A 22,095-nucleotide genomic window follows, 5' to 3' on the forward strand; every position below is an offset into this window, starting at 1 on the left:
ACGACCGTCCAACCTGTGGTTGGCTGCGCGTGGCGACTTCATTCAAGAAACCTAGGAAGCAAAATCCTGCGGCGTGAAGCTGAGGTCGAGCACCTTCCACTCGCCATAGCGATCCGCCGGGAGCATCGTGTAGGGCTGGCACGCCTCCAGTGCATTCATCGCACCACGCATCAATACCGGTCCCTTCTCGGACGCACTCGCCTCGATCAGCAGAGGTTCGTCGGCGAGTCGCCCCTGCGGTGTCATGAACACGCGCAGCGTGACCTTGACGTCGTCCGAGGGTCTTAGCGCTGCCGGCAGCTTCGAGCACGTCTTGAGATGGCGGCGAAACTCGGCGACCACGCTCGGGGTGAGGTCGGCCGCTCTGACTGCCGGTGAATCGAAATCGTCGTCCACCCTGCCACCGTAGCGGGCGGCCGGGGCTGGAGCTGGGGCTGGCGCCGCCATCGGTGGGAGGTTCGGCGGCAGGCCGAGCTGGACATGATATTTGACCGAGAGGTCAGGCTCTGGCGGCGTGTAGGCTGGGGTGGAAGCCGGCTTTGCCGCAGGCTGCGGCCGAGCCGAACTTGATTCCGCAGGCGCCGGCTGCTGCTGGGGCGGCGGCGCCGACGCTGCCGGCTGCGGCGCGGGTGCAGGCGGAGTCGTTGCGGCCAGCTGTTGGAGCGCGGACAGATCGATCGACGGCGACGGAGAAGGCGACGGGGTCGGTTCGGGCTTCTTCTCGATGTCCTGCGGCGTGACGATGTCGACCGGGACAGTGTCGGCCGCCACGATGTCAAATGGATGTACTTCGGACAAGAGCAGCACCAGGGCCACCACCGACAGGTGCGCGACCGCCGATGCCGTCACGTCCACAGGAATGAGCTCCCGCAGGTTCATTCGCAACTGATCAGGTTTGAGAGCCCCCTGCCCGTCAGCATAGCGGGCAATAGAGGTGTGTCTCAATCCCATTTCGGCGCAAAGCCGAAATCGGTAAGGCGGCGTGAGGCGCTGCCCATGGCCGAGATCAGGCTCATGTCGTCCTCCGACAATTCGAAATCGAAGATGTTGATGTTCTCGGAGAGCCGTTCGAGCTTCGATGTCCGCGGGATCGCGGCAACATTCTGCTGTACCAGCCAACGCAGGCAGACCTGGGCCGCCGTCTTGCGATAGCGGTCGCCGATCCGCGCCAATGCGCGGTCGTTCCTGATGCGGCCCTTCGCGATCGGACTATAGGCGACCAGCGCCATGCCGTGCCGGGCGCCGGCGGCCTTCACCTTTGCTTGATCGAGATAGGGATGATACTCGACCTGGTCGCACACCAGTGGCTCCGTGCAGGCCGCCACCGCCTCCTCGATCAAGGCGACCGTGAAGTTGGACACGCCGATATGGCGCGCCAGCCCGAGCTGCTTCGCGCGCGCCAGCGCGCCCATCGTTTCCGCAAGCGGCACCTGCGGGTTCGGCCAGTGCAGCAACAAGAGGTCGATTTCGGTGAGCCGCAGCCGCGCCAGGCTCTCCTTGGCCGAACGCTCGAGGTCGTTGGGCCTGAAATGGGTGGTCCAGACCTTGGTCGTGATGAAGACATCGTCGCGCCTCACGCCGGATGCGCGCAGCCCCTCGCCGACCTCGCGCTCATTGTCGTACATCTGCGCCGTGTCGATATGGCGATAGCCGAGCCTGAGCGCCTGCTCGACAATCCGCGCGCAGGTGCGTCCGCGCAATTCCCAGGTACCGAGCCCGATTGCTGGGATCCTGGCGCCATTGGCTTCGATGATGCTCATGCGCCCATTATGGGCCGCCGCGGCTCCGCTGCCAAATCAGGCCGCTGAGGATTCCGTCGCCAGCGCCGCGAATACCGTTTCGGGCGAATGGGCGATGACCGCCAGGAGCGCCCGTGCCGGTCCACGCGGGGCACGCTTGCCCTGCTCCCAGTTGCGGATCGTTTCCACGGGCACACCGAGCTTGGCGGCAAATTCGAGCTGGGTCAGGTGAGATCGTCGGCGGAGATCGCGGACCGTGAACGGCCCCGTCGGAGTCTCAGGCGCGAGCGGGAACTCCTGCCCGTCGCGCAATTCGACGATCCGTCCATCCGCTTTCAGCCGCAGGCGCTTCATGGTCTGCTCCGGAAAGTCGCATTGTAGGCGAACCGACTTAAGGCGCGATTAACGCTAAGCGAGACGCTAATTCAGGCCGAACCACAAAGTGGCGATGCCGAGGAAGCAGAAGAAGCCGACCACATCCGTGATCGTGGTAACGAAGGTGCCGGACGCAACCGCCGGATCGGCGCGCACCCGTTCCAGCACCATCGGGATCAAAATCCCGCCGAGCGCACCGGCAACCAGATTGCAGACGATGGCAAGCCCGATCACCACGCCAAGGCCCGGAATCCTGAACCAGGCGACTGCGGCGATGCCCGTGATGACGGCGAAGGCAAGGCCGTTGACGAGGCCAACCATGATCTCACGCAGGATCACGCGAACGGCGTTGTAGGATCCGAGTTCGCGGGTGGCCAGCGCGCGCACCGCGACCGTCATGGTCTGGGTCGCGGCATTGCCGCCCTGGCTGGCGACGATCGGCGCCAGCACCGCAAGCGCCACCATCTTTTCGAGTTGGCCCTCGAACAGGCCCAGCACGGAGGACGCAAGAAAGGCGGTAGCGAGATTGACCAGAAGCCAGTTGAAGCGCCCCCGCGCGATCGTCCAGACATTGTCCGACAACTCTTCGTGGCGGGTGACACCACCAAGTGCCTTCAGGTCTTCGTCGGCCTCTTCCTCGATGACGTCGACGACGTCGTCGATGGTGATGACGCCGACCAGCCGGTTTGTGGTGTCGACCACGGGCGCGGCCACCAGATTGTACTTGCCGAACATCCGCGCGACCTCTTCCTGGTCTTCCAGGGCCGAGACGCGACGGCGATCCTCGTCGATCAGGTCGGTGAGCGGCACCGGGCGGCTCGAACGCAGCAGTATGTCCAGCGGTACCGCGCCCAGCCAGTGGCTGTCGTTGTCGACCACGTAAATCTCGTAGAAGCGGTGCGGCAGGTCGGGCGTGTTGCGCATGTAGTCGATGGTCTGCCCCACCGTCCAATCGGGCGGCACCGCGATGAACTCGGTCTGCATCCGCCTGCCGGCGGAATTTTCCGGATACAGCAGGCTGCGCTCGAGCTCCGCGCGCTCTGACGGCGGAAGCCTTTCGAGGATCTCCTCCTTGTCCTCCTCGTCGAGACCTTCGAGTAGCTCGATCGCGTCATCGGATTCCAGTTCGCGAACGCCTTCCGCGACAGTCTCCGGCTCGAGCTCTTCGAGGATTTCCTCGCGCACGGCATCGTCGACCTCGTTCAGTGCCGAGAAGTCGAAATCCGTGCCGGTGATCTCGACAAGGCTGACGCGGTCTTCCGGCGCGAGCGCCGCGATGAGATCGCCGAGATCGGCCTCATGCAGTTCCGCGACGACCTCGCAGAGGAACGGCCGGTCGGCCGCGTGGATCGCATTCGCAATCTCCTCGACGAATTCGTGGCGGAGCTGCCCTTCCTCGTCCCGCATTGGCAGCCGTTCAAGGATGGATGCTTCGGCGGGATTGGCAGCATCGATCTTCTCGGCCATGCCGCGCCTCACCGTTTGACAGAAGGAAGGAACTCGTCTGAGTTATCGCCGCACGCATTACCCAATCGGCTGCGTCCAGCGCAATGCCAAATGTCGACAACCGCGAAGAACAGGTGTGCTTATGAGAACGTTTGGTGCAGCCATTCTTGCCGTGCTCGCGTGGACCGGCGCGGCGCGCGCCGCCGCCGAATGCCCGCGCAAGGATGCGCTCGGAACGTCGCGCGTCCTGACCGTCGATCCCGCGACCTATCCGCGAGTCGGCACCAAGAGCTTTCCGGGCACATTGCCCCTGCAGGATCACGAGGTGGTGTTGACCTTCGATGACGGGCCATGGCCGTCAACCGACCGGACGATTCTCGCGGCACTCGCCCATGAATGCGTGCGCGCCACCTTCTTCATGATCGGAAAGCCGGCCTCCGAGCATCCGGATCTGGTCCGCCAGATCGCGGCACTCGGCCACACGGTCGCCCATCACACCTGGACGCATCATAACCTCAAATACATGAAGCCGGACGACGCCATTGGCGAGATCGACAAGGGCATCGCCGCCGTCGAAACGGCGCTGCATGGGCGCGCGACCACGACGCCGAGCACGCCGTTCTTCCGCTTTCCCTTCTTCGAGATGTCGCCGGAGACGCTCGCGAACCTCGAGAAGCGCGGCATCGCGGTGTTCGGCGCCGACCTCTGGGCGAGCGACTGGAACAAGATGTCGCCGCAGGAAGAGCTGAAGATCTTGACCGAACGCCTGAACGCCGCCGGACGGGGCATCATCCTGCTGCACGATCCCAAGACGCAGACCGCAGCAATGCTCCCGGCTTTCTTGCGCTATCTGCGAGAGCACAATTACCGGATTGTGCATATCGTGCCGCCGGGCCCGAAAACCGTGTCGAATCAAACACATTGAACCAAACGACGACTGTAGGTTACAAATCATTAAGGCGGTGTTCATGACACCGCGCGTAGGGATTTCGAATTGGACAAAGAGAGTGCAGCCGGGGTGTTATGATCGCTAGCGTTGGTGGGGGATTTTGGAAGCGGTCATGGACGACCCTCTCCCTGGTGGTTCTGATCGGCGCAGGCAGCCAATCCGCGATCGCGGCTGACTGTCCCGGCCATCCCGACGCGCTCGGCACCTCGCGCACGCTGGTGGTCGATCCTCGCGAGCATCCCCGGATCGGCACCATGCAATATGCCGAGACCCTGCCGCTGAACGATCACGAAGTGGTGCTGACGTTCGATGACGGTCCACTGCCGAAATACAGCAACCAGGTGCTGGACATTCTTGCCAGCCAGTGCGTGAAAGCCACCTTCTTCATCATCGGCCGCCAGGCCAACGCCAATCCGGCAGGTGTCCGCAAGCTCATCGCCGCCGGCCACACCGTGGGCACGCACAGCCAGAACCATCCGCTGACCTTCAACAAGATGTCGATCGAGCAGGCCAAGCAGGAGGTCGATGCCGGCATCGCCTCGACGGTGGCCGCGCTTGGCGACGCAAGCAAGCTTGCGCCCTTCTTCCGCATTCCGGGGCTGCTGCGCGCTGCAGCGGTCGAAAACTATCTGGCGTCACAGGGCATCCAAAGCTGGAGCGCTGATTTTCCGGCCGACGACTGGCGGCACATCCCTCCCTCGCGCGTCTACGACCTCGCGATCCAGCGGCTGGAAGCGAAGGGCAAAGGCATCCTGCTGCTGCACGACATCCAGCCGCGCACCGTGGCGGCGCTGCCGAGGATCCTGCAGGAATTGAAGGCGCGTGGCTATCGCATCGTCCATGTCGTGCCGGCGACGCCGGAGCTGCCGGCCACGCCGACCGACCCCGTACAGTGGCTGTTGCATCCGCCGTCCGAGACCGTGGCGGCTGTGCGCTGGCCGAAGATTCCGAATTTCGTGTTCGTCCAGACGGGGGCATTGCCTGCCCCAGGCCTATCGAACCTCGATTGGCGTGATCCAGGCTTGTTCGATCGACTGCGGCGCCCGCGCGCCGCGATCGCCTCGCGAACGGCATGGCCAGAACCATTGCGGGTCGCCGAGAACAGCCGCCCGGCCCTGGCGATTCCGGCCTCCTCCATCTTCCGGATGCCCGAAGGCGTGCGTGTGACGTTGCTGGCGTCGCATTCACTCGCTAAGCAGCCGAAACAGGTCGCAGTATCACCTGAAGCCGCTAACGCGATCGGGCCGATTTCGGCGAGAGCCCGCACGGTCGGCGCGCGCCAGGCAGCGCATCCCGGGGATGCCGCGCATCAGAATCCGCAACGGGGGCATGCGGGCCGTGGCGTGCCGAGGCATGCCGTGCAGGCGAAGCCGAACCGGCGCCCACTTCACGTCGCAAAGCGCTGAAGATCACAGCGCGGAGATTGCCGCGCCACGCGCTCAGTTCGTCACGATCTTGGCGATGCAGAGCAGGATGACGAGCGCCAGGAACAGCAGATCGATATAGGACTTGATCTCGCCGGCGTGACGCAGCTCGGTGACGGCGCCGACGATCTGCTTGCGCGAGGCCGCCGAACTCGGCCCCTCGACCACGGCCATCCCGAGCCGACGCGTCTCCCCTTCCAGGCGTTCGACTCGCTGGAAGAAGTAGAACGAGCGCAAGGCAGACACAGCATGCATCGTGGCATAGACCAGCACCAGGATCGCGACGAGCGCGCGATGCTGGTATTTTTCCATGAAGTTGAGGCTGAAATACACCAGCGCCAGGAACACGAAGTTGGAGGCGAAGCGATAGATGTAGCTGAGCAGGATCATCCTGTTCCCCGGATTTTCCGAATCGGGCGCGCGATCGGTGAGCGACGGCACTCGTCGGCCCGGAATCGCCGGGCCACGAGCTTTCACACCCCTAGCGTACGCGAATGGTGTTACCGGAAAGGCATCGATCGGCTTCGGTGCGGAAAATTTGCCGCTGCGCCGCTCTGGGCTGCGTGGACGTTGTTCGGCTGCCTCAGCTCAACCTGAAGGATGCTTTGGTGCGCTCGGAGGGACTCGAACCCCCACGATTTTACTCACTGCCACCTCAAGGCAGCGCGTCTACCAATTCCGCCACGAGCGCTTGGGACACCGGAGGGACCCCTTGGGACCGCCGCCGGATCGACGGCGCGGGATGTAACAAATCGGAAGGTGGGGTACAAGCCGATAAGTGGCCAATTAACTACCTAACATCCGGGGATTTCGGCAGCATTTGCTTGACCTCGACCGCGATCCGGTTGCGGTCGACCAGCACCACGCCGCTGGCGACCGGCAGATTGTTGGCGAGGATCTTGACCTCGTCGGCCTCGGTCGCATCCAGTTCGATGATGGCGCCGCGGGAAAGCCGCATGACTTGGTGGATGGGCATCGTGGTGGTGCCGAGCACCACCATGAGATCGACACTGACTTTATCGAGGGTAGCCACTTCTGAACCGCCAAACCGAGATTAGATTGTGGTTCCACCTGACCACGCCATGGTTAGCCAATGGTTAATGTCCGCCAAAACCTTGATTTGACGATTTTCGCGCACCCAGCCGGCAGCGAGGCCGTGGAATGGCGGATTTCGGATGCCCCGGTGCCCTACCCTGACGCCGTCGCCGCGATGGAATCGCGCGTCGCCGACATCGCTGCCGGGAAAGCGCCCGAAATGGTCTGGCTGCTGGAGCATCCCCCGCTCTACACGTCCGGCACCAGCGGCAAGGCCGGCGACCTGTTGGAGGCGCGATTCCCGATATTCGAGAGCGGGCGCGGCGGCCAGATCACCTATCACGGCCCCGGCCAGCGGGTGGCCTATGTGATGCTCGACCTGAAGCGGCGCCGGCCGGATGTACGCGCCTACGTCGCGTCGCTGGAGGAATGGATCATCCGCACCCTCGCCGCTTTCAACGTCCGCGGCGAACGCCGCGAGGATCGCGTCGGCGTCTGGGTCAAGCGGCCCGACAGGGGACCGGGATTCGAGGACAAGATCGCGGCGATCGGCGTGCGGCTGAAGCGCTGGGTATCCTTTCACGGCATCGCGATCAATGTCGAGCCGGATCTTTCGCATTTCTCGGCGATCGTGCCCTGCGGCGTGGTCGACCCTCGCTATGGCGTCACCTCCCTGGTCGACCTCGGCCTGCCGGTGACGCTTACGGATGTCGACGTCGCGCTTCGGCAGGCGTTTGTGGAGGTGTTCGGCGCAGCCGAAGCGCGGCTGCCGGAAGCGACGATCTAGGCGGTCATGCCGCTGCCTTCTGCGGCGGCACATCGAGCTTGCCGGCGATGTAGCGCCGCTCCTGGGAAAGACCGCCAAAGCCGTAGGCGTCGCCCTTCACCTCGTCGACATGGGCGTAGCTCTCATCGTGCAAGGGTCCGAGCAGTTCGCCCATGCGCTGGAAAATCGCGGCAAGATAAGCGGCCTTTTCATCCTTGGTGTTGGTACCTTCGCTGACATGGATATCGAGCCAATAGCTCGCGAGCTTCCGGTCGGCGAGCGACTGGCCGCCGACGAACCAATCGGCGGCGTCAACAGATCTCACGATGATCGCGGCGAGCTTGGGATCCTTGTGCAGGATTGTTGCAGTCAGCGCGGACGCTGCAGCCGCAATATCCGATTTCAAACCGGGCCTCTCGCGCGAGGTGGAGTAGGTGACGGTAATGAGCGGCATGATCATTCTCCTTTCGGGCATCTGTGCGCCTCATGTGCGCCGCTTGCAGGTAGACCTGGCGTCACCATTTTTGTACCTTATCTTTACTCATATCTGTGATAACGACCCTTGATGATAGGATGACCACGCTCGACATCCAAACCGTGCAGGCCTTCCTGCTGGTCGCGGAATTGCAGAACTTCACACGCGCCGCTGAGGCCTTGGGAACGACGCAGGCAGCAGTCAGTCTGAAGCTGCAGCGGCTCGAAGCGGTGCTGTCAAGGCGACTGGTGGAACGCTCGCCGCGTGCGGTGCGGCTGACCGGTGAAGGCTCGGCGTTTCTGCAGCATGCACGTGCCCTGGTCGAAGCCCATGACCGCGCGCTGTCGGGCGAGCAGCCGATACCGCAGCGCCTGTCGCTCGGGATCAGCGACCACGCCGCGGGGCCCGAACTGGTGCCGCTGCTCGAGCGACTCCACGCAATGTCTCCGCAACTGGCGCTCTCCGTCGTTATCGGATTCTCGCGGGAGATGCTCGACGCCCATGACGCTGGCAGGCTGGACGCCGTGATCGTGCGGCAGGAAGGCAGCCGCCGCGGTGGGGAAAAGCTCGCCTTGGACGAGTTCGGCTGGTTTGCCGTGAAGCGTTTTGTCTGGCGGAGCGGCGATGCGCTGCCGTTGGCTACCCTCGCCCCGCCCTGCGGTGTGCGCGCGCTTGTCGTCCGCACGCTCGACAAGGCCCGGATCGCTTGGCGCGAAACCTTTGTCGGCGGCGGCGCCACCGCCGTTGCCGCCGCTGCACTCGCGGGTCTTGCGGTCGCCCCCATGGCACGGCGCATCGCCCCGGCTGGGCTGATCGACATCGGACCGATGTATGGATTACCGCGGCTCGGCACGATGAAAGTGATGCTGCATTCGAAGGTCAGCGACCCCGCCAAACTGGCCGCGCTCAGGACACTGGCGGCGACGTTTCGCAGCGTCGCCGGCGCATGAGATCGTCTACAAGCTGGATTTGAAGATTGTGGGAGCGCCGCCCTACACGGTCGGCAGCACGGAAAAGCGTTCGCCCGCCTCGCGCAGGTTGAGCAGGCTTGGGGTGCCTGCATCGTTGTCGACGGCATCGACGCGCGCCGCCGATGGTCCACGCCGGCACGCGGCGATCATTTCCGACACGACGACCTCGGGCCCGGCAAACACCGCCTCGACCCTGCCGTCCCGGCGGTTGCGCACCCAGCCATCGAGCTGGCGCAGGCGCGCCTGGTGTTCGACCCAGGCACGATAGCCGACGCCCTGCACGCGGCCGCGGATCACGACATGCCGGATCGTGTCGCTCACTTCTTCAGTCCGAGGAATTCGGTCAACCTCACCTTCACCTCGGCGTCACGCATCAGCCGGGCGGTGACCTCTGCCGGTGGAAGCCCCTTCAGCTCCCTAGGTTTGGCGCCTTCGCGCAGCGCCTTCAGCGTGTCGTATACCGCCTGCGTGGCGGCCGCGAACGGCGCATGCCCCTGCAGCGCGATCTTGACGCGCTGGCTCGCGAGAAACGCCGCATCGTCGAGCTCACCCTGGGTGTTGCCAAGCACGATTGGAAGCGTCGTCACCGCTGCGATCGCCTCAAGCTCCCGCCGCGTCGTCAATCCTGTGAAGAACAGCGCATCGACGCCGGTCGCGTCGTAAGCCTTGGCCCGCGCGAGACAGTCGTCGAAATCCGCGGCCTGCGAACCACCGCCTCGCGTTCCGGTCCGTCCCATGATCACCAGGGTCGGATCGCTGCGTCCGTCGAGCGCCGCCTTCATCTTGCCGACGCCCTCTTCGAGCGGGATCAGTTGCGGGCCTGCGACGCCGAACGCCTGCGGCAATAGCGTGTCCTCGATGGTGAGACCGGCGGCGCCGGCGACCTCCAGCTCCTGCACCGTGCGGCGGACGTTGAGCGCATTGCCATAGCCGTGGTCGGCATCAACCAGGACCGGCAAGGTCGAAGCGCGCGACATCCGCCGCATCTGCTCGGCAAGCTCGGTGAGCGTGATCAGGGCAATGTCGGGATCGCCGAGAATGGCAAGCGACGCCACCGAACCACCAAACATGCCGAGCTCAAAGCCGAGATCATCGGCAATGCGGACCGAGATCGGATCGTACACTGACCCGGCTCGGACGCAGGTCGATCCGGCAAGGATTGCACGCAAGGCTTGGCGGCGCGTTCCGAAAGCCATCCCGGCCTCCCTTTCTTACGCGAATTCCAGGATCAGCGCGTCGACCGCCAGCGTTGCGCCGGGAGCGGCGTGGATCTTCTTCACCGTGCCGTCGCGCTCGGCGCGCAGCACGTTCTGCATCTTCATGGCTTCGACGACCGCAAGCGTCTCGCCGGCCTTGACCTCCTGCCCTTCGCTGACCGCGATCGACACCACAAGCCCCGGCATCGGGCACAGCAGCTTCTTGCCGGTGTCGGCGGCCGAAACCACCGGCATCAAACGCGCCGACGTCGCTTCGGTTTCGGTGAAGACGTAGATCGGAACTTCAAATCCCTGATGCGCAAGGCGGAAGCCGTTGCTGATCGCGCGCACCTGCATCGCCACGAACTGGCCGTCGATCGTGCCCTGCCAGACCGGCTCGCCCGGCACCCAGCTCGAGACCAGGTTGTGCGGATTGCCCGGCAGCCCGTCGGTGCCGATGAAGCGCACCGCGATGCCGTCGGCCTCGCGCGCGACGTCGAGCGCGATCTCCTCACGGTCGAGCCACACCGCGCGGCGCCGCTCACGCTGCACCAGGCGGCCGGTTAGCTGGCCCGAGATCTGCCGCTTGCGCTCGCCGAGCACGTGGTCGACCGCCGCGGCCACCGCCGCCAGCCGCCGCGCGATCTCGCCCTCCGGCGGCCGCGCCGAAAATCCCTTTGGATATTCCTCGGCGATGAAGCCGGTGGAAAGCTTTCCTTCGCGCCAGCGCGGATGGTTCATCAAGGCCGACAGGAACGGGATGTTGTGCCTGATGCCATCGACATAGAAGGCATCGAGTGCGGTCGACTGCGCCTCGATCGCCGCCGCCCGCGACGGCGCGTGCGTGATGAGCTTGGCGATCATCGGATCGTAATGGATCGAGATCTCGCCGCCCTCCTGCACGCCGGTATCGTTGCGGACGGTGACGCCGTCCCGGCTCTTCTCGGCCGGCGGACGATATTTCACCAGACGCCCGATCGAAGGCAGGAAATTGCGGAACGGATCTTCGGCATAGACGCGCGATTCCACCGCCCATCCCGTCAGCGTCACGTCCTTCTGCGCAAGGCTGAGCTTTTCGCCGGCGGCAACGCGGATCATCTGCTCGACGAGATCAATGCCGGTGACGAGCTCGGTGACAGGGTGCTCGACCTGTAGGCGCGTGTTCATCTCCAGGAAGTAGAAGCTCTTGTCCTGGCCGGCGACGAACTCGACCGTGCCGGCCGAGTCGTAGTTCACCGCCTTCGCCAGCGCGACCGCCTGCTCGCCCATCTTGCGGCGCGTGGTCTCGTCGAGCAGCGGCGACGGCGCCTCCTCGATGACCTTCTGGTTGCGGCGCTGGATCGAGCATTCGCGCTCGCCGAGATAGATCACATTGCCGTGCTTGTCGCCGAGCACCTGTATCTCGATATGGCGGGGATCGACGATGAACTTCTCGATGAACACGCGGTCGTCGCCGAACGATGACTTAGCTTCGGCCTTCGCAAGATTGAACCCCTCGGCGACTTCCGCTTTCGAATGCGCGATCCGCATGCCCTTGCCGCCGCCGCCGGCGGAGGCCTTGATCATCACGGGATAGCCGATCTCCTCGGCGATGCTGACCGCGTGCTTGTCGTCCTCGATGACGCCGAGATGGCCGGGAACGGTGGAGACCTTTGCCTTCGCGGCCGCCTTCTTGGATTCGATCTTGTCGCCCATCGCGGCGATGGCACCGGGATTGGGGCCGATGAAGACGATGCCGGCTTCCTTCAGCGCGCGCGGAAACGCCTCTCGTTCGGACAGGAAGCCGTAGCCGGGATGAACCGCCTCGGCGCCGGTCTTGCGGCAGGCATCGACGATTCTGTCAATCAACAAATAGCTTTCGGAGGCCGGCGGCGGGCCGATCAGCACGGCCTCATCAGCCATCTCGACATGCAGCGCATCGCGGTCGGCCTCGGAGTAGACGGCAACCGTCTCGATTCCCATGCGACGCGCAGTCTTGATGATCCGGCAGGCGATCTCGCCGCGATTTGCGATCAGGATTCGTTTGAACATGTGCTTCTTGCTTGAGCGTTTAGGCAGGATCCTCGCCCGCAATATGGCACGGGCGGCGGGCGTCTCAATTGACGTGGTACAGGAAAACTCAGGAGAGGCAACGGTCTATATCGAGGCAGCGGGCTTGCGCCCTGCGTCCCAAAGCCATCAACCCGAATAGGTATTAAATCTACCACGCACATAGGCGCGAGAGACGGCCTTCATCAGCTCGCTCACCTCGCTTTCCAAATAATCGTTGGCCACGATCAGCGCGCGGATGGTCCCCCGCATATCGCCGCCGCAGGCCGCGATCGCCTCATCCACGGCAGCCTCCAACGTGTCGATCTCCTCGGTGCTGGCACTGGGACGGGAGGACATCTGGCAAATTCCGGGATGCGGGGCGGATATCCATGTTCTATTTTTGTTCCTCTCCTGTCAACCATGGTCGACCGGTTCCGGCGGCTTTTTCCTAACGCGGAATAGCTTCGCAGGAGCTTCGTGCTAGAAGGCTCTCCCCGCACGCCATTCCCCATCGATGTGGACCATGCCATTACGCATATTGATCGCAGGGCTGATCCTGATCACCCTTCCAGCGAGCCAAGGTCTCGCCGCCAACGCTACCGTCAGGGACGGCAGCACGCTTCAGCTCGGCAACGTGACCTACCGGCTCGATGGCATCGACGCGCCGCCGATCGACCAATTGTGCATCGACGAGCATGCCGAGAGCTGGACCTGCGGCATCGAAGCCCGTGACCAGTTGGCAAAGCTGATCGGCGACCATCAGGTCCGCTGCGACGATCTCGGTCCCGACCTGACCTACAAGAAACGGCACCTCGGCGTGTGCAAGATCGAAGGCGATCCGACCAGCCTCAGCGAGCTGATGGTCCAGCAGGGCTTTGCCCTGAACGTCGAAGCTTCCGCCACCGGCCGCTTCAAGCCCGACGAGGCGCGCGCCAAGGAAGACCGCCGGGGAATGTGGAAAGGCTGTTTCGTGGCTCCGCAGGAGTTCCGCCGCGGCAAGCAGGACGGCGCGCTGCTCGGCGGATCGTGCCCTGCCGACCGCGATGACGCGATCCGCGACGCGCTCTTCCCCAACGATCTCCCCATGCCTGCAAGCTGCAACATCAAGGGTAAGTTCGCGGTGCGTGCCCGTGTCACCGGCGATATCGGCATCTATCATCTGCAGGCATGCCGCAGTTACCCTGGATTAACCAAGCCCGATCGCTGGTTCTGCTCCGAAGATGACGCGCAGGCCGCGGGGTTCCGCAGGGCCTATAATTGCCGGCCTGGGACCAAAGCCAAATGACTGTTGGCAAGCCCTCTTCCGTTGTGTGAGACTGCGCGAAGAGGTCGCCCGCCCCGATGCCGCCAGACCCTGCAAACGTTCTTCCCGAGACGGTCGCCGCCGAACGGCTGCGCCAGCATCTGGAAGAAATTGCGCGCGAACGCGACCGCGCCCATCGCGCATTGCTGGAGCGCGAGGCGGAGCTTGCCCGGATCCAGCGTATCGGCCGCGTCGGCGGCGTCGAGGTCGATTTCCGCGAGGGTTTCCGTAACCGCCGCTCGCCGGAATACCTGATCATCCATGGGCTCGGGTCGGACGCGGTGAACGAGACCCACGAGGATTGGATCGATCGCATCCACCCCGACGATCGCGAGCGCGCGATCAAGCATTTCTTCGACGCCCTGGCCGGGACGAGCGAAGACTACATGGCGGAATACCGGATCATCCGTCCGAGCGACGGCGAGACCCGGTGGATCGCCGTCATCGCGGAAATCGAGCGTGACCGCGACGGCCGCGCACTCCGTCTGGTCGGTGCCCATATCGACATCACCGAACGCATGCTCGCGCAAGAAAAACTGCGCGAAAGCGAGGAGCGCTTCCGCCTGATCGCCGACAGCGCACCGGTTCCGATCTGGGTGACGAAACTCGATCGCACCCGCTCCTTTGCCAACCGGGCTTATATCGATTTCCTTGGCCTGCCCTACGAAGAAGCCATCAAGTTCGACTGGCGCAAGCGGCTGCATCCCGACGACATGTCGCGCATCGTGCAGGAATCGATTGCGGGCGAAGCCTCGCTAAAGCCTTTCGTGCTGGAGGCGCGCTATCGGCGCGCCGACGGCGAATGGCGCTGGCTCCGGTCGGAGTCGCAACCGCGCTGGGATCCGACCGGCAACCATATCGGCTTCATCGGGGTTGCCCATGACATCACCGCAGCCAAGCAGGCCGAGATCGAGCTGCGCCAGTTGAACGAGACGCTCGAATTGCGCATCTCCGAGCGGACTGCGCAGCTCGAGTCCAGCGAAGCGCAGATGCGCGCGATCTTCGAGACCAGCCACCAATATCAACTGCTGCTCAATCAGCAGGGCGAAGTGCTCCATGCCAATCGGACGGCACTGGCCGGCGTCCGCGCCGAGGCCCGCGATGTCATCGGCGAGCGGTTCTGGGAAACGCCCTGGTTCGCCGCGACCGACGGCATGCCCAAGCTGGTTCGCAACGCCTTCATGGCAGTCATGAAGGGCGACGAAGTCAAGACCGAGATGATGCTGCGGCTTCCGGTCGGCGAGCGCTATTTCGATTTCGCGATGCGGCCGCTCCGCGACCAGCACGGCACCGTGATCGGCGCCGTGCCCGAAGCCGTCGACATCACCGAACGCCGCCAGGGCGAAGAGGTGCTGCGGCAATCGCAGAAGATGGAGGCCGTCGGCCAGCTCACCGGCGGCGTGGCCCACGACTTCAACAATCTCTTGACCATCATCCGCTCGGCGACCGACTTTCTGCGTCGCCGCGACCTGCCCGATGATCGCCGTCATCGCTACATCGACGCGATCTCCGAAACGGTGGAGCGCGCCTCCAAGCTGACTGCGCAGCTATTGGCGTTTGCCCGCCGCCAGCCGCTGAAGCCGCAGGTCTTCAATGTGGGCGCGCAGGTCGACAGCGTGACCCAGCTTATCCGGCCGCTGGTCGGCGCACGCATCCAGATCGACGTCGAGATCGACGCCCCCGATTGCTTTGCGATCGCCGACATCGCCCAGTTCGAGACCGCGCTGATCAATCTCGCGGTGAACGGCCGTGACGCCATAGAGGGCGAAGGCCGCCTCGCGATCACGGTGCGGAAGGTGCAGGGCATTCCTGCCCTGCGCGCCCAGCCGCCGCGCCGCGGTGACTTTGTCGCGATCACCATGGCCGACACCGGCACCGGCATCGCGCCCGATCATCTGCAATCGATCTTCGAGCCGTTCTTCACCACCAAGGAAGTCGGCAAGGGAACCGGGCTTGGCCTGAGCCAGGCATTTGGCTTTGCCAAGCAGTCCGACGGCGACATCGAGGTCGTCAGCACGCTCGGACGAGGCGCGACCTTCACGATCTATCTGCCGCAGGCTGCACGGCCGGCCGATTCGGCATCCGCTGCCGCCATCGCCAGCGAGCCGGCAACCACGGGCCGCGGCTATCGCGTCCTCGTCGTGGAGGACAATGACGAGGTCGGGCAGTTCTCGACCGAGCTATTGGAAGATCTCGGATACTCGGTCAAACGCGTGGCGAATGCCAATGCGGCGCTTGCCCTGTTGTCCGAAGACGAGTTTTCCGCCGACCTGGTGTTCTCCGACGTCATCATGCCCGGCATGAACGGCGTGGAGCTCGCCAGCGTGATCCGCGACCGCTATCCCGGCCTGCCCGTGGTGCTGACCAGCGGATACAGCAACGTACTCGCCGAAAACGCGCATCGCGGCTTCGAGCTGATCCAGAAACCCTACTCGGTCGAGTCGCTGTCGCGCATCTTACGAAAGGCGATCGCAGATCGCAGGTCAATCAGTTCGACCGCCTGAACCTTAACGTCCGCCCTCCGTTGGAACGACATCCGCCATCGGCGGTTCTTGCCGAAGAAACGGAGGATAACACGATGGCACCTTCATCGCGTCAACGACGCGTCACCGGCAGGGTGATGCACGAGTTCAAGCATGGCGAACTGAAGAGCGGACGTGGCGGCCGCGCAGGCAAGGTCAAGAATCGCCGGCAGGCGATCGCCATTGCGCTGCAGGAAGCCGGCGCCTCGAAGTACGACAGCGAGCGCCGCAACCGCCGTAACCTGCGCCGCACCGAGCGGAAGGAAGCGAAAGGCCGCACCGCCCAGCAGGAACGCGAAGGCAAGTCGCATGTCGGCGCATCCCGCAAGCGCGAAAGCAGCCGTGCGATGGGCGGCCGCAATGCCCGCAAGCCCACCGCCCGCGGTCGCAAGGCGGCACTCTCCCGAGCCCGCCAGCGCGACGGGCATACGCGGCAGGAACTCTACGCCCGGGCGCGGCGGCGCGGCATCGAGGGCCGCTCGAAAATGACCAGGCAGCAACTGGAGAACGCGCTCGGCATCCGCTGAGCGCGTCTCTTCTTGCTACTTGCGCTATTGGCCCGCGATATCGATGAGGGCGATGCCGAGATCCGCCCTCTTCTTGCGGCGCAGCCTTGCCGGCGTTTCCGTCAGCACCACCTCGAGCGTCGGCCGTACCAGGCCTGCGAGCAGGTGGCCGCCGCGCGTGCAGCCGTCCGACAGCCCGAGCACGATGTGAATGTGCAGGCTTGCCTTGCCGTCATCGCCAATCGCGACGTCGCCGATCGCGCTCAGCACCTCGCATTGCTCATTGACCTCGATTTTCCGGTAGGATTTCGAGCCGACATCGAACCAGCCGACGGTCGCCCTCTCGAACGCGCCGATCGCAGTCAGCGCCGCCGCCGAAATCCTCGCCGCGTTGGCGAACTTCGTCAGCGCCGCAAACGCTTCGTCGCCCGTGTCGAGAATGACGACATGGACCCGCGCACCCGGCTCGTCAGAGATCAATTTGCTTTGCATCGGCTGGCTCGCTTGCTCAGGCTGCGCTGCGCTTGATGTGGCGGCCTTCCCCAATCCTTCATGTCCCAGCCCTTGATCTCGCCGGCGGCCAGCGAAATCACGTCGACCGTTGCGCCGGCCTTCTTGAGCCGGTCGCGTGGCACTTCCAGTTCCGACTGTTCGAAACCATGCGTGGCGAGGATTGCGATCTTCTTGCCGTTCAGGTCCATCGGAAACTCCGTCGCAGTGCATGAGGGATGCCGACCAATCGGCAGTGCCGCACATCGTTCCTGCGCAACGCCGAATTCCACCTTCGCCAGGAACCACGACGGGCGCCGTTATGTCGCATCCCTGCCCGCACAGTGAACGCAAGCTGACACGCCGCGTTAACGGCCTGGCATCGGCAACAGTTTCAGCACGAAGGGAAAGCGAAAGGAGTTCGACGACTGATGTCCGAGAAGCTGGATCGTAAGGTCAAGACGGCGCTCGACGAAACCCGTCTGCTTGTCCTCGGCATCCAGGTCCTGCTCGGCTTTCAATTTCAGGCCTTCTTCCAGACCGGCTTTCCGGCGCTCTCCTCCGCATCGAAAATGCTCTGCGCCGTCGGGCTTGCGTTGCAGACGCTTTCGCTGGGGTTGCTGATCGCCCCCTCGATGGAACACCGGATCGTCGAGCAGGGTTCATCGTCGAAGCGCCTGGTCCGCGCGACATCCTTCTATACGACCGCCGGCCTGGTTCCCTTCTCGTTAAGCCTCGGCCTTGCCGCCTATATCGTGATCGAAGGACATTTCGGCTGGCTCGTGGGATTCGCAAGCGGGCTCGCGCTGATATTCGCATCAAGCTTTGCGTGGTTCGGATTCGAGATGTTTCACCGGGAGAGACCGACAATGCCCGATTCAGGCGGAACGACCCCGCTCGCGACAAAAGTCGAGCAGCTGCTGACCGAAGCGCGCGTCATCATCCCCGGTGCGCAGGCCCTGTTCGGCTTTCAATTCATCGCCATGCTCACCACGGGATTTGAAGAGCTGCCGCAAACAGCAAAGATCGTGCATGCCGTCGCGCTTGGCCTCGTCGCCATGAATGTCATCCTCCTGATGACGCCGGCGGCGCTGCACCGGCTTTCCTATGGTGGCGCGGACTCTGCGAGCTTTCTGCGTGCCGCCTCCGCGCTGGTGACAGCGGCGCCGCTGTTTCTGGCCGCCGGCATTGCCGCGGAGAGCTACGTCGTGCTCGGCAAGATCACCGACGGCGAACCCGCCGCCACTTATGCGGCGGCGAGTTTCCTCGTCCTGGTCGGATTCTGGTACGCTCTGCCGCTGATCGTGCGATGGAGGCATGATTACCGCAAGCCGTGACGCTGCGAAACCATCACGGCGGTCAGAGGTTTGTAGCTCGAAGGGAGAATCCAATGGCGCTTTTTCGGGTGCAGCCGACCCGCACCGACAAGATAATCGCCGACACCGTGTCGGAATACACGACACCGACAGCCGAACGGGTCGCCGAGGTGCTGACTTGGGGCGCGGACGAGCACGTACTCTGCGCGCTTGCGCTGGGCGGGTGGCTCTATTCTCGCAACAAGGACGCGCCGCAGCGTCGCAACAGCAACCACGTGCTCCTGACCGCGATCGTCACGACCATCCTTCCCCACGTGCTCAAGGCGATGTTCACCCAGGAGCGCCCCGATCGGCAGACAGCCAGAGGTCACCTTCACGGCGTACCGTTCTCCGGCAAGCCTAAGGACGCCTTTCCGTCCGGCCATGCGATTCACGTCGGCGCGATCGCCTCGGCCGCAACCGTGCTTCCGCCAGCAAAGCGCGATGTCGTCTGGGCGATCGGCGGAGGCCTGGTGCTGACACGCGTCATCCTGCTTGCGCACTGGATGAGCGATGTCGTTGCCGGCCTTGCGATCGGCGCGCTCAGCGAACGGCTGCTGCGCCCCATCACAGGCTACGGGGAGACCCGAGGCGAACGGTAGACGTCGCCGATCAGGCAGCATTCTCCACGCCGACCGATTCGGAGACCAGCATTGTCCGGATCTCCTGCGCCGTGCGCGCCGCGCTGAACAGATAGCCTTGCATCTGGGTGCATCCCAGCATGTGCACCGTGTCGCGCTGCTGCTCGGTCTCGACCCCTTCCGCAGTCGTAATCATGTCGCGGTCGGCCGCGATGCTGACCACCGCACGGATGATCGACGCCGACGAGCTGTTGCGGGTGACCTCCTTCACAAAACTGCGGTCGATCTTGATCTTGTCGAACGGAAAGCGCTGCAGATATTGCAGCGAGGAATAGCCGGTTCCGAAATCATCCAGGGCGATGTGGACACCGAGCGCGCGGAGCTGGTTGAGCGCGACCAGCGCCGCATCATCGTCGGCGATCAGCACCGCCTCCGTGATTTCGAGCTCGAGGCGACGCGGATCGAGCCCGCTCTCGGCCAGTGCCGCCGCAACCTTCAGCGACAACGTTTCCGATTTGAACTGAATTGGCGACACGTTGACCGCCACCCGCACATGGGCGGGCCAGGTGGCAGCTTCAGTGCAGGCGGTCCGCAGCACCCACTGCCCGATCTCCTCGATCAGTCCAGTCTCCTCCGCGACCGGAATGAATTCGGCCGGCGACACCATACCGCGCACCGGATGTCGCCAGCGCACCAGCGCTTCGCATCCGGTCACCTCGTCGCTGCGCAGATCGACCAGCGGCTGATAGTGGATTTCAAACCCGCCCTCGACCAGCGCAGTGCGCATATCGGCCTCGAGCTCGCGGCGGAGCTTTGCCTCCTTCTCCATCTCCGGCTCGAAGAAGCGGTGGGTGCGACGGCCGGCAGCCTTGGCGGCGTACATTGCAAGGTCCGCGCGCTTTAACAGACCGAGCAGATCGGTACCGTCCCGCGGCGCGACCGCGATGCCGATGCTGGCGTCGCCGGACAGGCGATGGCCATGGCAATCGAACGGCGTCCGCAGCGCCTGATAGATCCGTTCAACCAGCGCGCTGACATCGACATCGACAGTGACGCCGCGCTGCACGATGGCGAACTCGTCCCCGCCGAGACGAGCGATGAAATCCTCCGGTCCGATCGATTGCCGCAACCGCTCAGCGACACCTTTGAGGAACTCGTCGCCGATCAGATGGCCGAGCGAGTCGTTGATACGTTTGAACTCGTCGATATCGATATAAAAAATAGCGAACTGCACATGGGCTGTCTCAAGCAGCAGCCCCTCGGCGTGGCGCTGGAACAGCGTCCGGTTCGGCAGATTGGTCAGCGGGTCGTAATGGGCGAGATGCTCGATCTTCGCCTCGACCCGCCGCCGCTCGGTCACGTCTTCCATCGTCGTCGCCCAACCACCGTCAGGCGAGCGCTTGAAGATCATGCGGATCGTTCGTCCATCTTGCGTCGAGAAATAGCTCTCACCGAAATCACTCTGGTTCGGTCCGATGAAGCGCGCGCCAGTATTCGTCGACATCACCGATAAAGGATCCGATCGACTGCCGATGCAGCACGAGGTCGCGCAGGTGGCATCCGGGCTTGGCTATATCAGGCGACACGCCGAGCATATCGAGATAGCGCTGGTTGCAGATCACGAGCCGGCCCGACGCATCGAAGAGCAACAAGCCCTGGGTCATGTTGTTGACGGCGGTGTCGAGATGGAAGCTCTTTTCCGAAACCTTCCGCCGCGCGGCGTCATGCTGGCGCTGCAGTTGCCGCACGATCAGGAAGATCGTGACGCTGACGACGACAATCGCCAGGACCGCCGCGCTGAACTGCAGTTTCGTCTGTGCGCGCCAGTCGCCAAGCGCCGTCGAGGTCTTCGTCGTGGCAACGATCAGGATCGGAAAATGAGTCAGCGACCGAACGGCGCCGATCTTGTCTTCGGAATCTTCGGTGCTGAAGCGTCCCGAGATATTTCCGTCGAGCGTCAGCGCCTTTTGGAATGACGGGAGACCGGCCACGCTCTTGCCGACCGCCCCTTCATCCTTGGGATAGCGGGCGATCACCGTGCCGTCGCGATGGATCATTGAGATGGTTGTGTCGCCATTCAGCGCCAGAGAGGCGACGAATTCCTCGAACTGGCTAGGCTCGACGCCGCGGGTCGAAAAGCCGATGATCGCGCCGTTGCGGCCGACGATCTTGCGGGCGAACAGCGTCGTCCACTTGCCCGTCACGCGGCTCACTGCGGGTTCGACGATGACGTCAGGTGTCGGCTTGCCGGAGGCGAACTCCCTGAAATATCGCCGATCCCTGACGTTCAGGTCGGGCACCGGCCACATCTCGGAGGAATTGATCAGCCACCCATCCGCATTGAACAGATTGAGGCCACCAACATGCGGCAGGGCCGCAAGCCTGGTGCGCAGCATTTCGTGCGCGCTCAGGAGCGACATTGTCTTTTCGAACTGATCGGCGGTATCGACCCCGTCCGCCCGCATATAGGCGACGACATCATCGTGAACGTGCTGGAGATCGGAGAGCTGCTGATCGAAATGGCGGGACAGCAGGAGCGCCGTGTTGGAGAGTTCGCGTTCGGCAAGATCGAGTGCGCGCTCCCGGAATTGCAGCGCCAGGTACCCGGTGCCCAGCCCGATCGCGACCACGAGCGCTGCCGCGCAGAGGACGAGCCAGTGGATTGCGCTCAATCGCAATGGCGCCGCAGCGGCCAATTTCGGCCACCACCCGCTCTGCAAGATTTCGCTCTTGGCCGAGCCGTCTGACATTTCCCTGCCCCTACAAGCGCTTGTTGTAAGGGACACAACCCAAGAGGGCGTTAGCAAAATGAGTTATCGATCGGTTAATATGGAACTTTGCTTCTGAACGTTACCCGATTTCGACCGCGCAACGTCCCTTGCGCGGCATTGGACGTTAGACAGTTTATGAGAGATTCTTGCGCGGCATTGGA

General features: G+C 63.9%; 23 protein-coding genes, 1 tRNA gene and 1 pseudogene. 9 read left to right on the forward strand and 16 right to left on the reverse strand.

Annotated elements, in window-relative coordinates; genetic code table 11:
- Positions 1–51: 51 nt before the first annotated feature.
- The 4 genes from ACVJGD_RS10160 to mgtE form a co-directional block, all read right to left on the reverse strand.
- Positions 52–855, reverse strand: coding sequence for a hypothetical protein (locus ACVJGD_RS10160; protein WP_456634222.1), 804 nt, complete (start codon positions 853–855; stop codon positions 52–54).
- An 86-nt stretch (positions 856–941) separates the two neighbouring features.
- Positions 942–1,760 (reverse strand): aldo/keto reductase, encoded by an 819-nt coding sequence (locus ACVJGD_RS10165; RefSeq protein WP_456634223.1) that lies wholly within the window; start codon positions 1,758–1,760, stop codon positions 942–944.
- A 36-nt stretch (positions 1,761–1,796) separates the two neighbouring features.
- On the reverse strand, positions 1,797–2,093 hold the full coding sequence (locus ACVJGD_RS10170; protein ID WP_456634224.1) for a helix-turn-helix domain-containing protein: 297 nt from the start codon (positions 2,091–2,093) through the stop codon (positions 1,797–1,799).
- A gap of 66 nt (positions 2,094–2,159) precedes the next feature.
- Entirely contained in the window at positions 2,160–3,581 is a 1,422-nt protein-coding gene (gene mgtE / locus ACVJGD_RS10175) for a magnesium transporter (protein WP_456634225.1), read from the reverse strand.
- Positions 3,582–3,702: 121 nt separating this feature from the next.
- Here mgtE and ACVJGD_RS10180 point away from each other — a divergent pair, with 121 nt between their 5' ends.
- Entirely contained in the window at positions 3,703–4,485 is a 783-nt protein-coding gene (locus ACVJGD_RS10180) for a polysaccharide deacetylase family protein (protein ID WP_456634226.1), read from the forward strand.
- A 98-nt stretch (positions 4,486–4,583) separates the two neighbouring features.
- Positions 4,584–5,915 (forward strand): polysaccharide deacetylase family protein, encoded by a 1,332-nt coding sequence (locus ACVJGD_RS10185; RefSeq protein ID WP_456634227.1) that lies wholly within the window; start codon positions 4,584–4,586, stop codon positions 5,913–5,915.
- A gap of 33 nt (positions 5,916–5,948) precedes the next feature.
- Here the strand turns inward: ACVJGD_RS10185 and ACVJGD_RS10190 are convergent, their stop codons facing one another.
- From ACVJGD_RS10190 to ACVJGD_RS10200, 3 genes are all read right to left on the reverse strand, one after another.
- On the reverse strand, positions 5,949–6,323 hold the full coding sequence (locus ACVJGD_RS10190; RefSeq protein ID WP_456634228.1) for a hypothetical protein: 375 nt from the start codon (positions 6,321–6,323) through the stop codon (positions 5,949–5,951).
- 216 nt (positions 6,324–6,539) lie between these two features.
- Positions 6,540–6,624: transfer RNA gene (locus tag ACVJGD_RS10195), tRNA-Leu, on the reverse strand.
- A gap of 99 nt (positions 6,625–6,723) precedes the next feature.
- A complete protein-coding gene (locus ACVJGD_RS10200; RefSeq protein ID WP_066505938.1) occupies positions 6,724–6,966 on the reverse strand; it encodes a FliM/FliN family flagellar motor switch protein in 243 nt (80 codons plus the stop codon).
- Positions 6,967–7,026: 60 nt separating this feature from the next.
- Between ACVJGD_RS10200 and lipB the strand changes: the two genes are divergently transcribed.
- Entirely contained in the window at positions 7,027–7,755 is a 729-nt protein-coding gene (gene lipB, locus ACVJGD_RS10205; RefSeq protein WP_456634229.1) for a lipoyl(octanoyl) transferase LipB, read from the forward strand.
- A gap of 4 nt (positions 7,756–7,759) precedes the next feature.
- Here lipB and ACVJGD_RS10210 read toward each other — a convergent pair whose 3' ends face one another.
- Positions 7,760–8,188: a tautomerase family protein gene (locus ACVJGD_RS10210; RefSeq protein WP_456634230.1), complete on the reverse strand. Its 429-nt coding sequence runs from the start codon at positions 8,186–8,188 to the stop codon at positions 7,760–7,762.
- Between the two features lie 119 nt (positions 8,189–8,307).
- On the opposite strand from ACVJGD_RS10210, the gene ACVJGD_RS10215 reads away from it, so the two are divergent.
- The gene (locus ACVJGD_RS10215) at positions 8,308–9,159 is read left to right on the forward strand and encodes a LysR family transcriptional regulator (RefSeq protein WP_456634231.1); all 852 of its coding nucleotides are present in this window, start codon (positions 8,308–8,310) and stop codon (positions 9,157–9,159) included.
- 42 nt (positions 9,160–9,201) lie between these two features.
- Here ACVJGD_RS10215 and ACVJGD_RS10220 read toward each other — a convergent pair whose 3' ends face one another.
- The 4 genes from ACVJGD_RS10220 to ACVJGD_RS10235 all read right to left on the reverse strand — a co-directional run bounded on the left by ACVJGD_RS10220 (position 9,202) and on the right by ACVJGD_RS10235 (position 12,764).
- Positions 9,202–9,501 (reverse strand): acylphosphatase, encoded by a 300-nt coding sequence (locus ACVJGD_RS10220; protein ID WP_456634232.1) that lies wholly within the window; start codon positions 9,499–9,501, stop codon positions 9,202–9,204.
- Complete coding sequence (locus ACVJGD_RS10225) at positions 9,498–10,376, reverse strand: isocitrate lyase/PEP mutase family protein (protein ID WP_456634233.1); 879 nt, start codon at positions 10,374–10,376, stop codon at positions 9,498–9,500. Before ACVJGD_RS10225 ends, ACVJGD_RS10220 begins: the two co-directional genes overlap by 4 nt.
- 15 nt (positions 10,377–10,391) lie before the next feature.
- Positions 10,392–12,407, reverse strand: coding sequence for an acetyl-CoA carboxylase biotin carboxylase subunit (locus tag ACVJGD_RS10230; RefSeq protein ID WP_456634234.1), 2,016 nt, complete (start codon positions 12,405–12,407; stop codon positions 10,392–10,394).
- Between the two features lie 147 nt (positions 12,408–12,554).
- A complete protein-coding gene (locus ACVJGD_RS10235) occupies positions 12,555–12,764 on the reverse strand; it encodes a hypothetical protein (protein WP_456634235.1) in 210 nt (69 codons plus the stop codon).
- Positions 12,765–12,930: 166 nt separating this feature from the next.
- Between ACVJGD_RS10235 and ACVJGD_RS10240 the strand changes: the two genes are divergently transcribed.
- The 3 genes from ACVJGD_RS10240 (at position 12,931) to ACVJGD_RS10250 (ending at position 16,759) form a co-directional block, all read left to right on the forward strand.
- Positions 12,931–13,692, forward strand: a complete 762-nt coding sequence (locus ACVJGD_RS10240) for a thermonuclease family protein (protein ID WP_456634236.1) — start codon at positions 12,931–12,933, stop codon at positions 13,690–13,692.
- A gap of 56 nt (positions 13,693–13,748) precedes the next feature.
- Entirely contained in the window at positions 13,749–16,214 is a 2,466-nt protein-coding gene (locus ACVJGD_RS10245) for a PAS domain S-box protein (protein ID WP_456634237.1), read from the forward strand.
- A 74-nt stretch (positions 16,215–16,288) separates the two neighbouring features.
- Positions 16,289–16,759: a DUF6496 domain-containing protein gene (locus ACVJGD_RS10250; protein ID WP_456634238.1), complete on the forward strand. Its 471-nt coding sequence runs from the start codon at positions 16,289–16,291 to the stop codon at positions 16,757–16,759.
- Between the two features lie 24 nt (positions 16,760–16,783).
- Here ACVJGD_RS10250 and ACVJGD_RS10255 read toward each other — a convergent pair whose 3' ends face one another.
- Together ACVJGD_RS10255 and ACVJGD_RS10260 are read right to left on the reverse strand one after the other, a co-directional pair.
- The gene (locus ACVJGD_RS10255; RefSeq protein ID WP_456634239.1) at positions 16,784–17,230 is read right to left on the reverse strand and encodes a PPC domain-containing DNA-binding protein; all 447 of its coding nucleotides are present in this window, start codon (positions 17,228–17,230) and stop codon (positions 16,784–16,786) included.
- A gap of 41 nt (positions 17,231–17,271) precedes the next feature.
- A pseudogene (locus tag ACVJGD_RS10260) lies at positions 17,272–17,439 on the reverse strand (DJ-1/PfpI family protein); the annotation flags it as partial.
- 219 nt (positions 17,440–17,658) lie between these two features.
- Here ACVJGD_RS10260 and ACVJGD_RS10265 point away from each other — a divergent pair.
- Together ACVJGD_RS10265 and ACVJGD_RS10270 are read left to right on the forward strand one after the other, a co-directional pair.
- Positions 17,659–18,564, forward strand: a complete 906-nt coding sequence (locus ACVJGD_RS10265) for a DUF6328 family protein (protein ID WP_456634240.1) — start codon at positions 17,659–17,661, stop codon at positions 18,562–18,564.
- 53 nt (positions 18,565–18,617) lie between these two features.
- Positions 18,618–19,184, forward strand: a complete 567-nt coding sequence (locus ACVJGD_RS10270) for a phosphatase PAP2 family protein (protein ID WP_456634241.1) — start codon at positions 18,618–18,620, stop codon at positions 19,182–19,184.
- 10 nt (positions 19,185–19,194) lie between these two features.
- Here ACVJGD_RS10270 and ACVJGD_RS10275 read toward each other — a convergent pair whose 3' ends face one another.
- Positions 19,195–20,667, reverse strand: a complete 1,473-nt coding sequence (locus ACVJGD_RS10275) for a putative bifunctional diguanylate cyclase/phosphodiesterase (RefSeq protein ID WP_456634242.1) — start codon at positions 20,665–20,667, stop codon at positions 19,195–19,197.
- Positions 20,621–21,913 (reverse strand): PAS-domain containing protein, encoded by a 1,293-nt coding sequence (locus ACVJGD_RS10280; protein WP_456634243.1) that lies wholly within the window; start codon positions 21,911–21,913, stop codon positions 20,621–20,623. Before ACVJGD_RS10280 ends, ACVJGD_RS10275 begins: the two co-directional genes overlap by 47 nt.
- Positions 21,914–22,095: the final 182 nt, after the last annotated feature.

The organism is Bradyrhizobium sp. USDA 10063 (assembly GCF_054063735.1).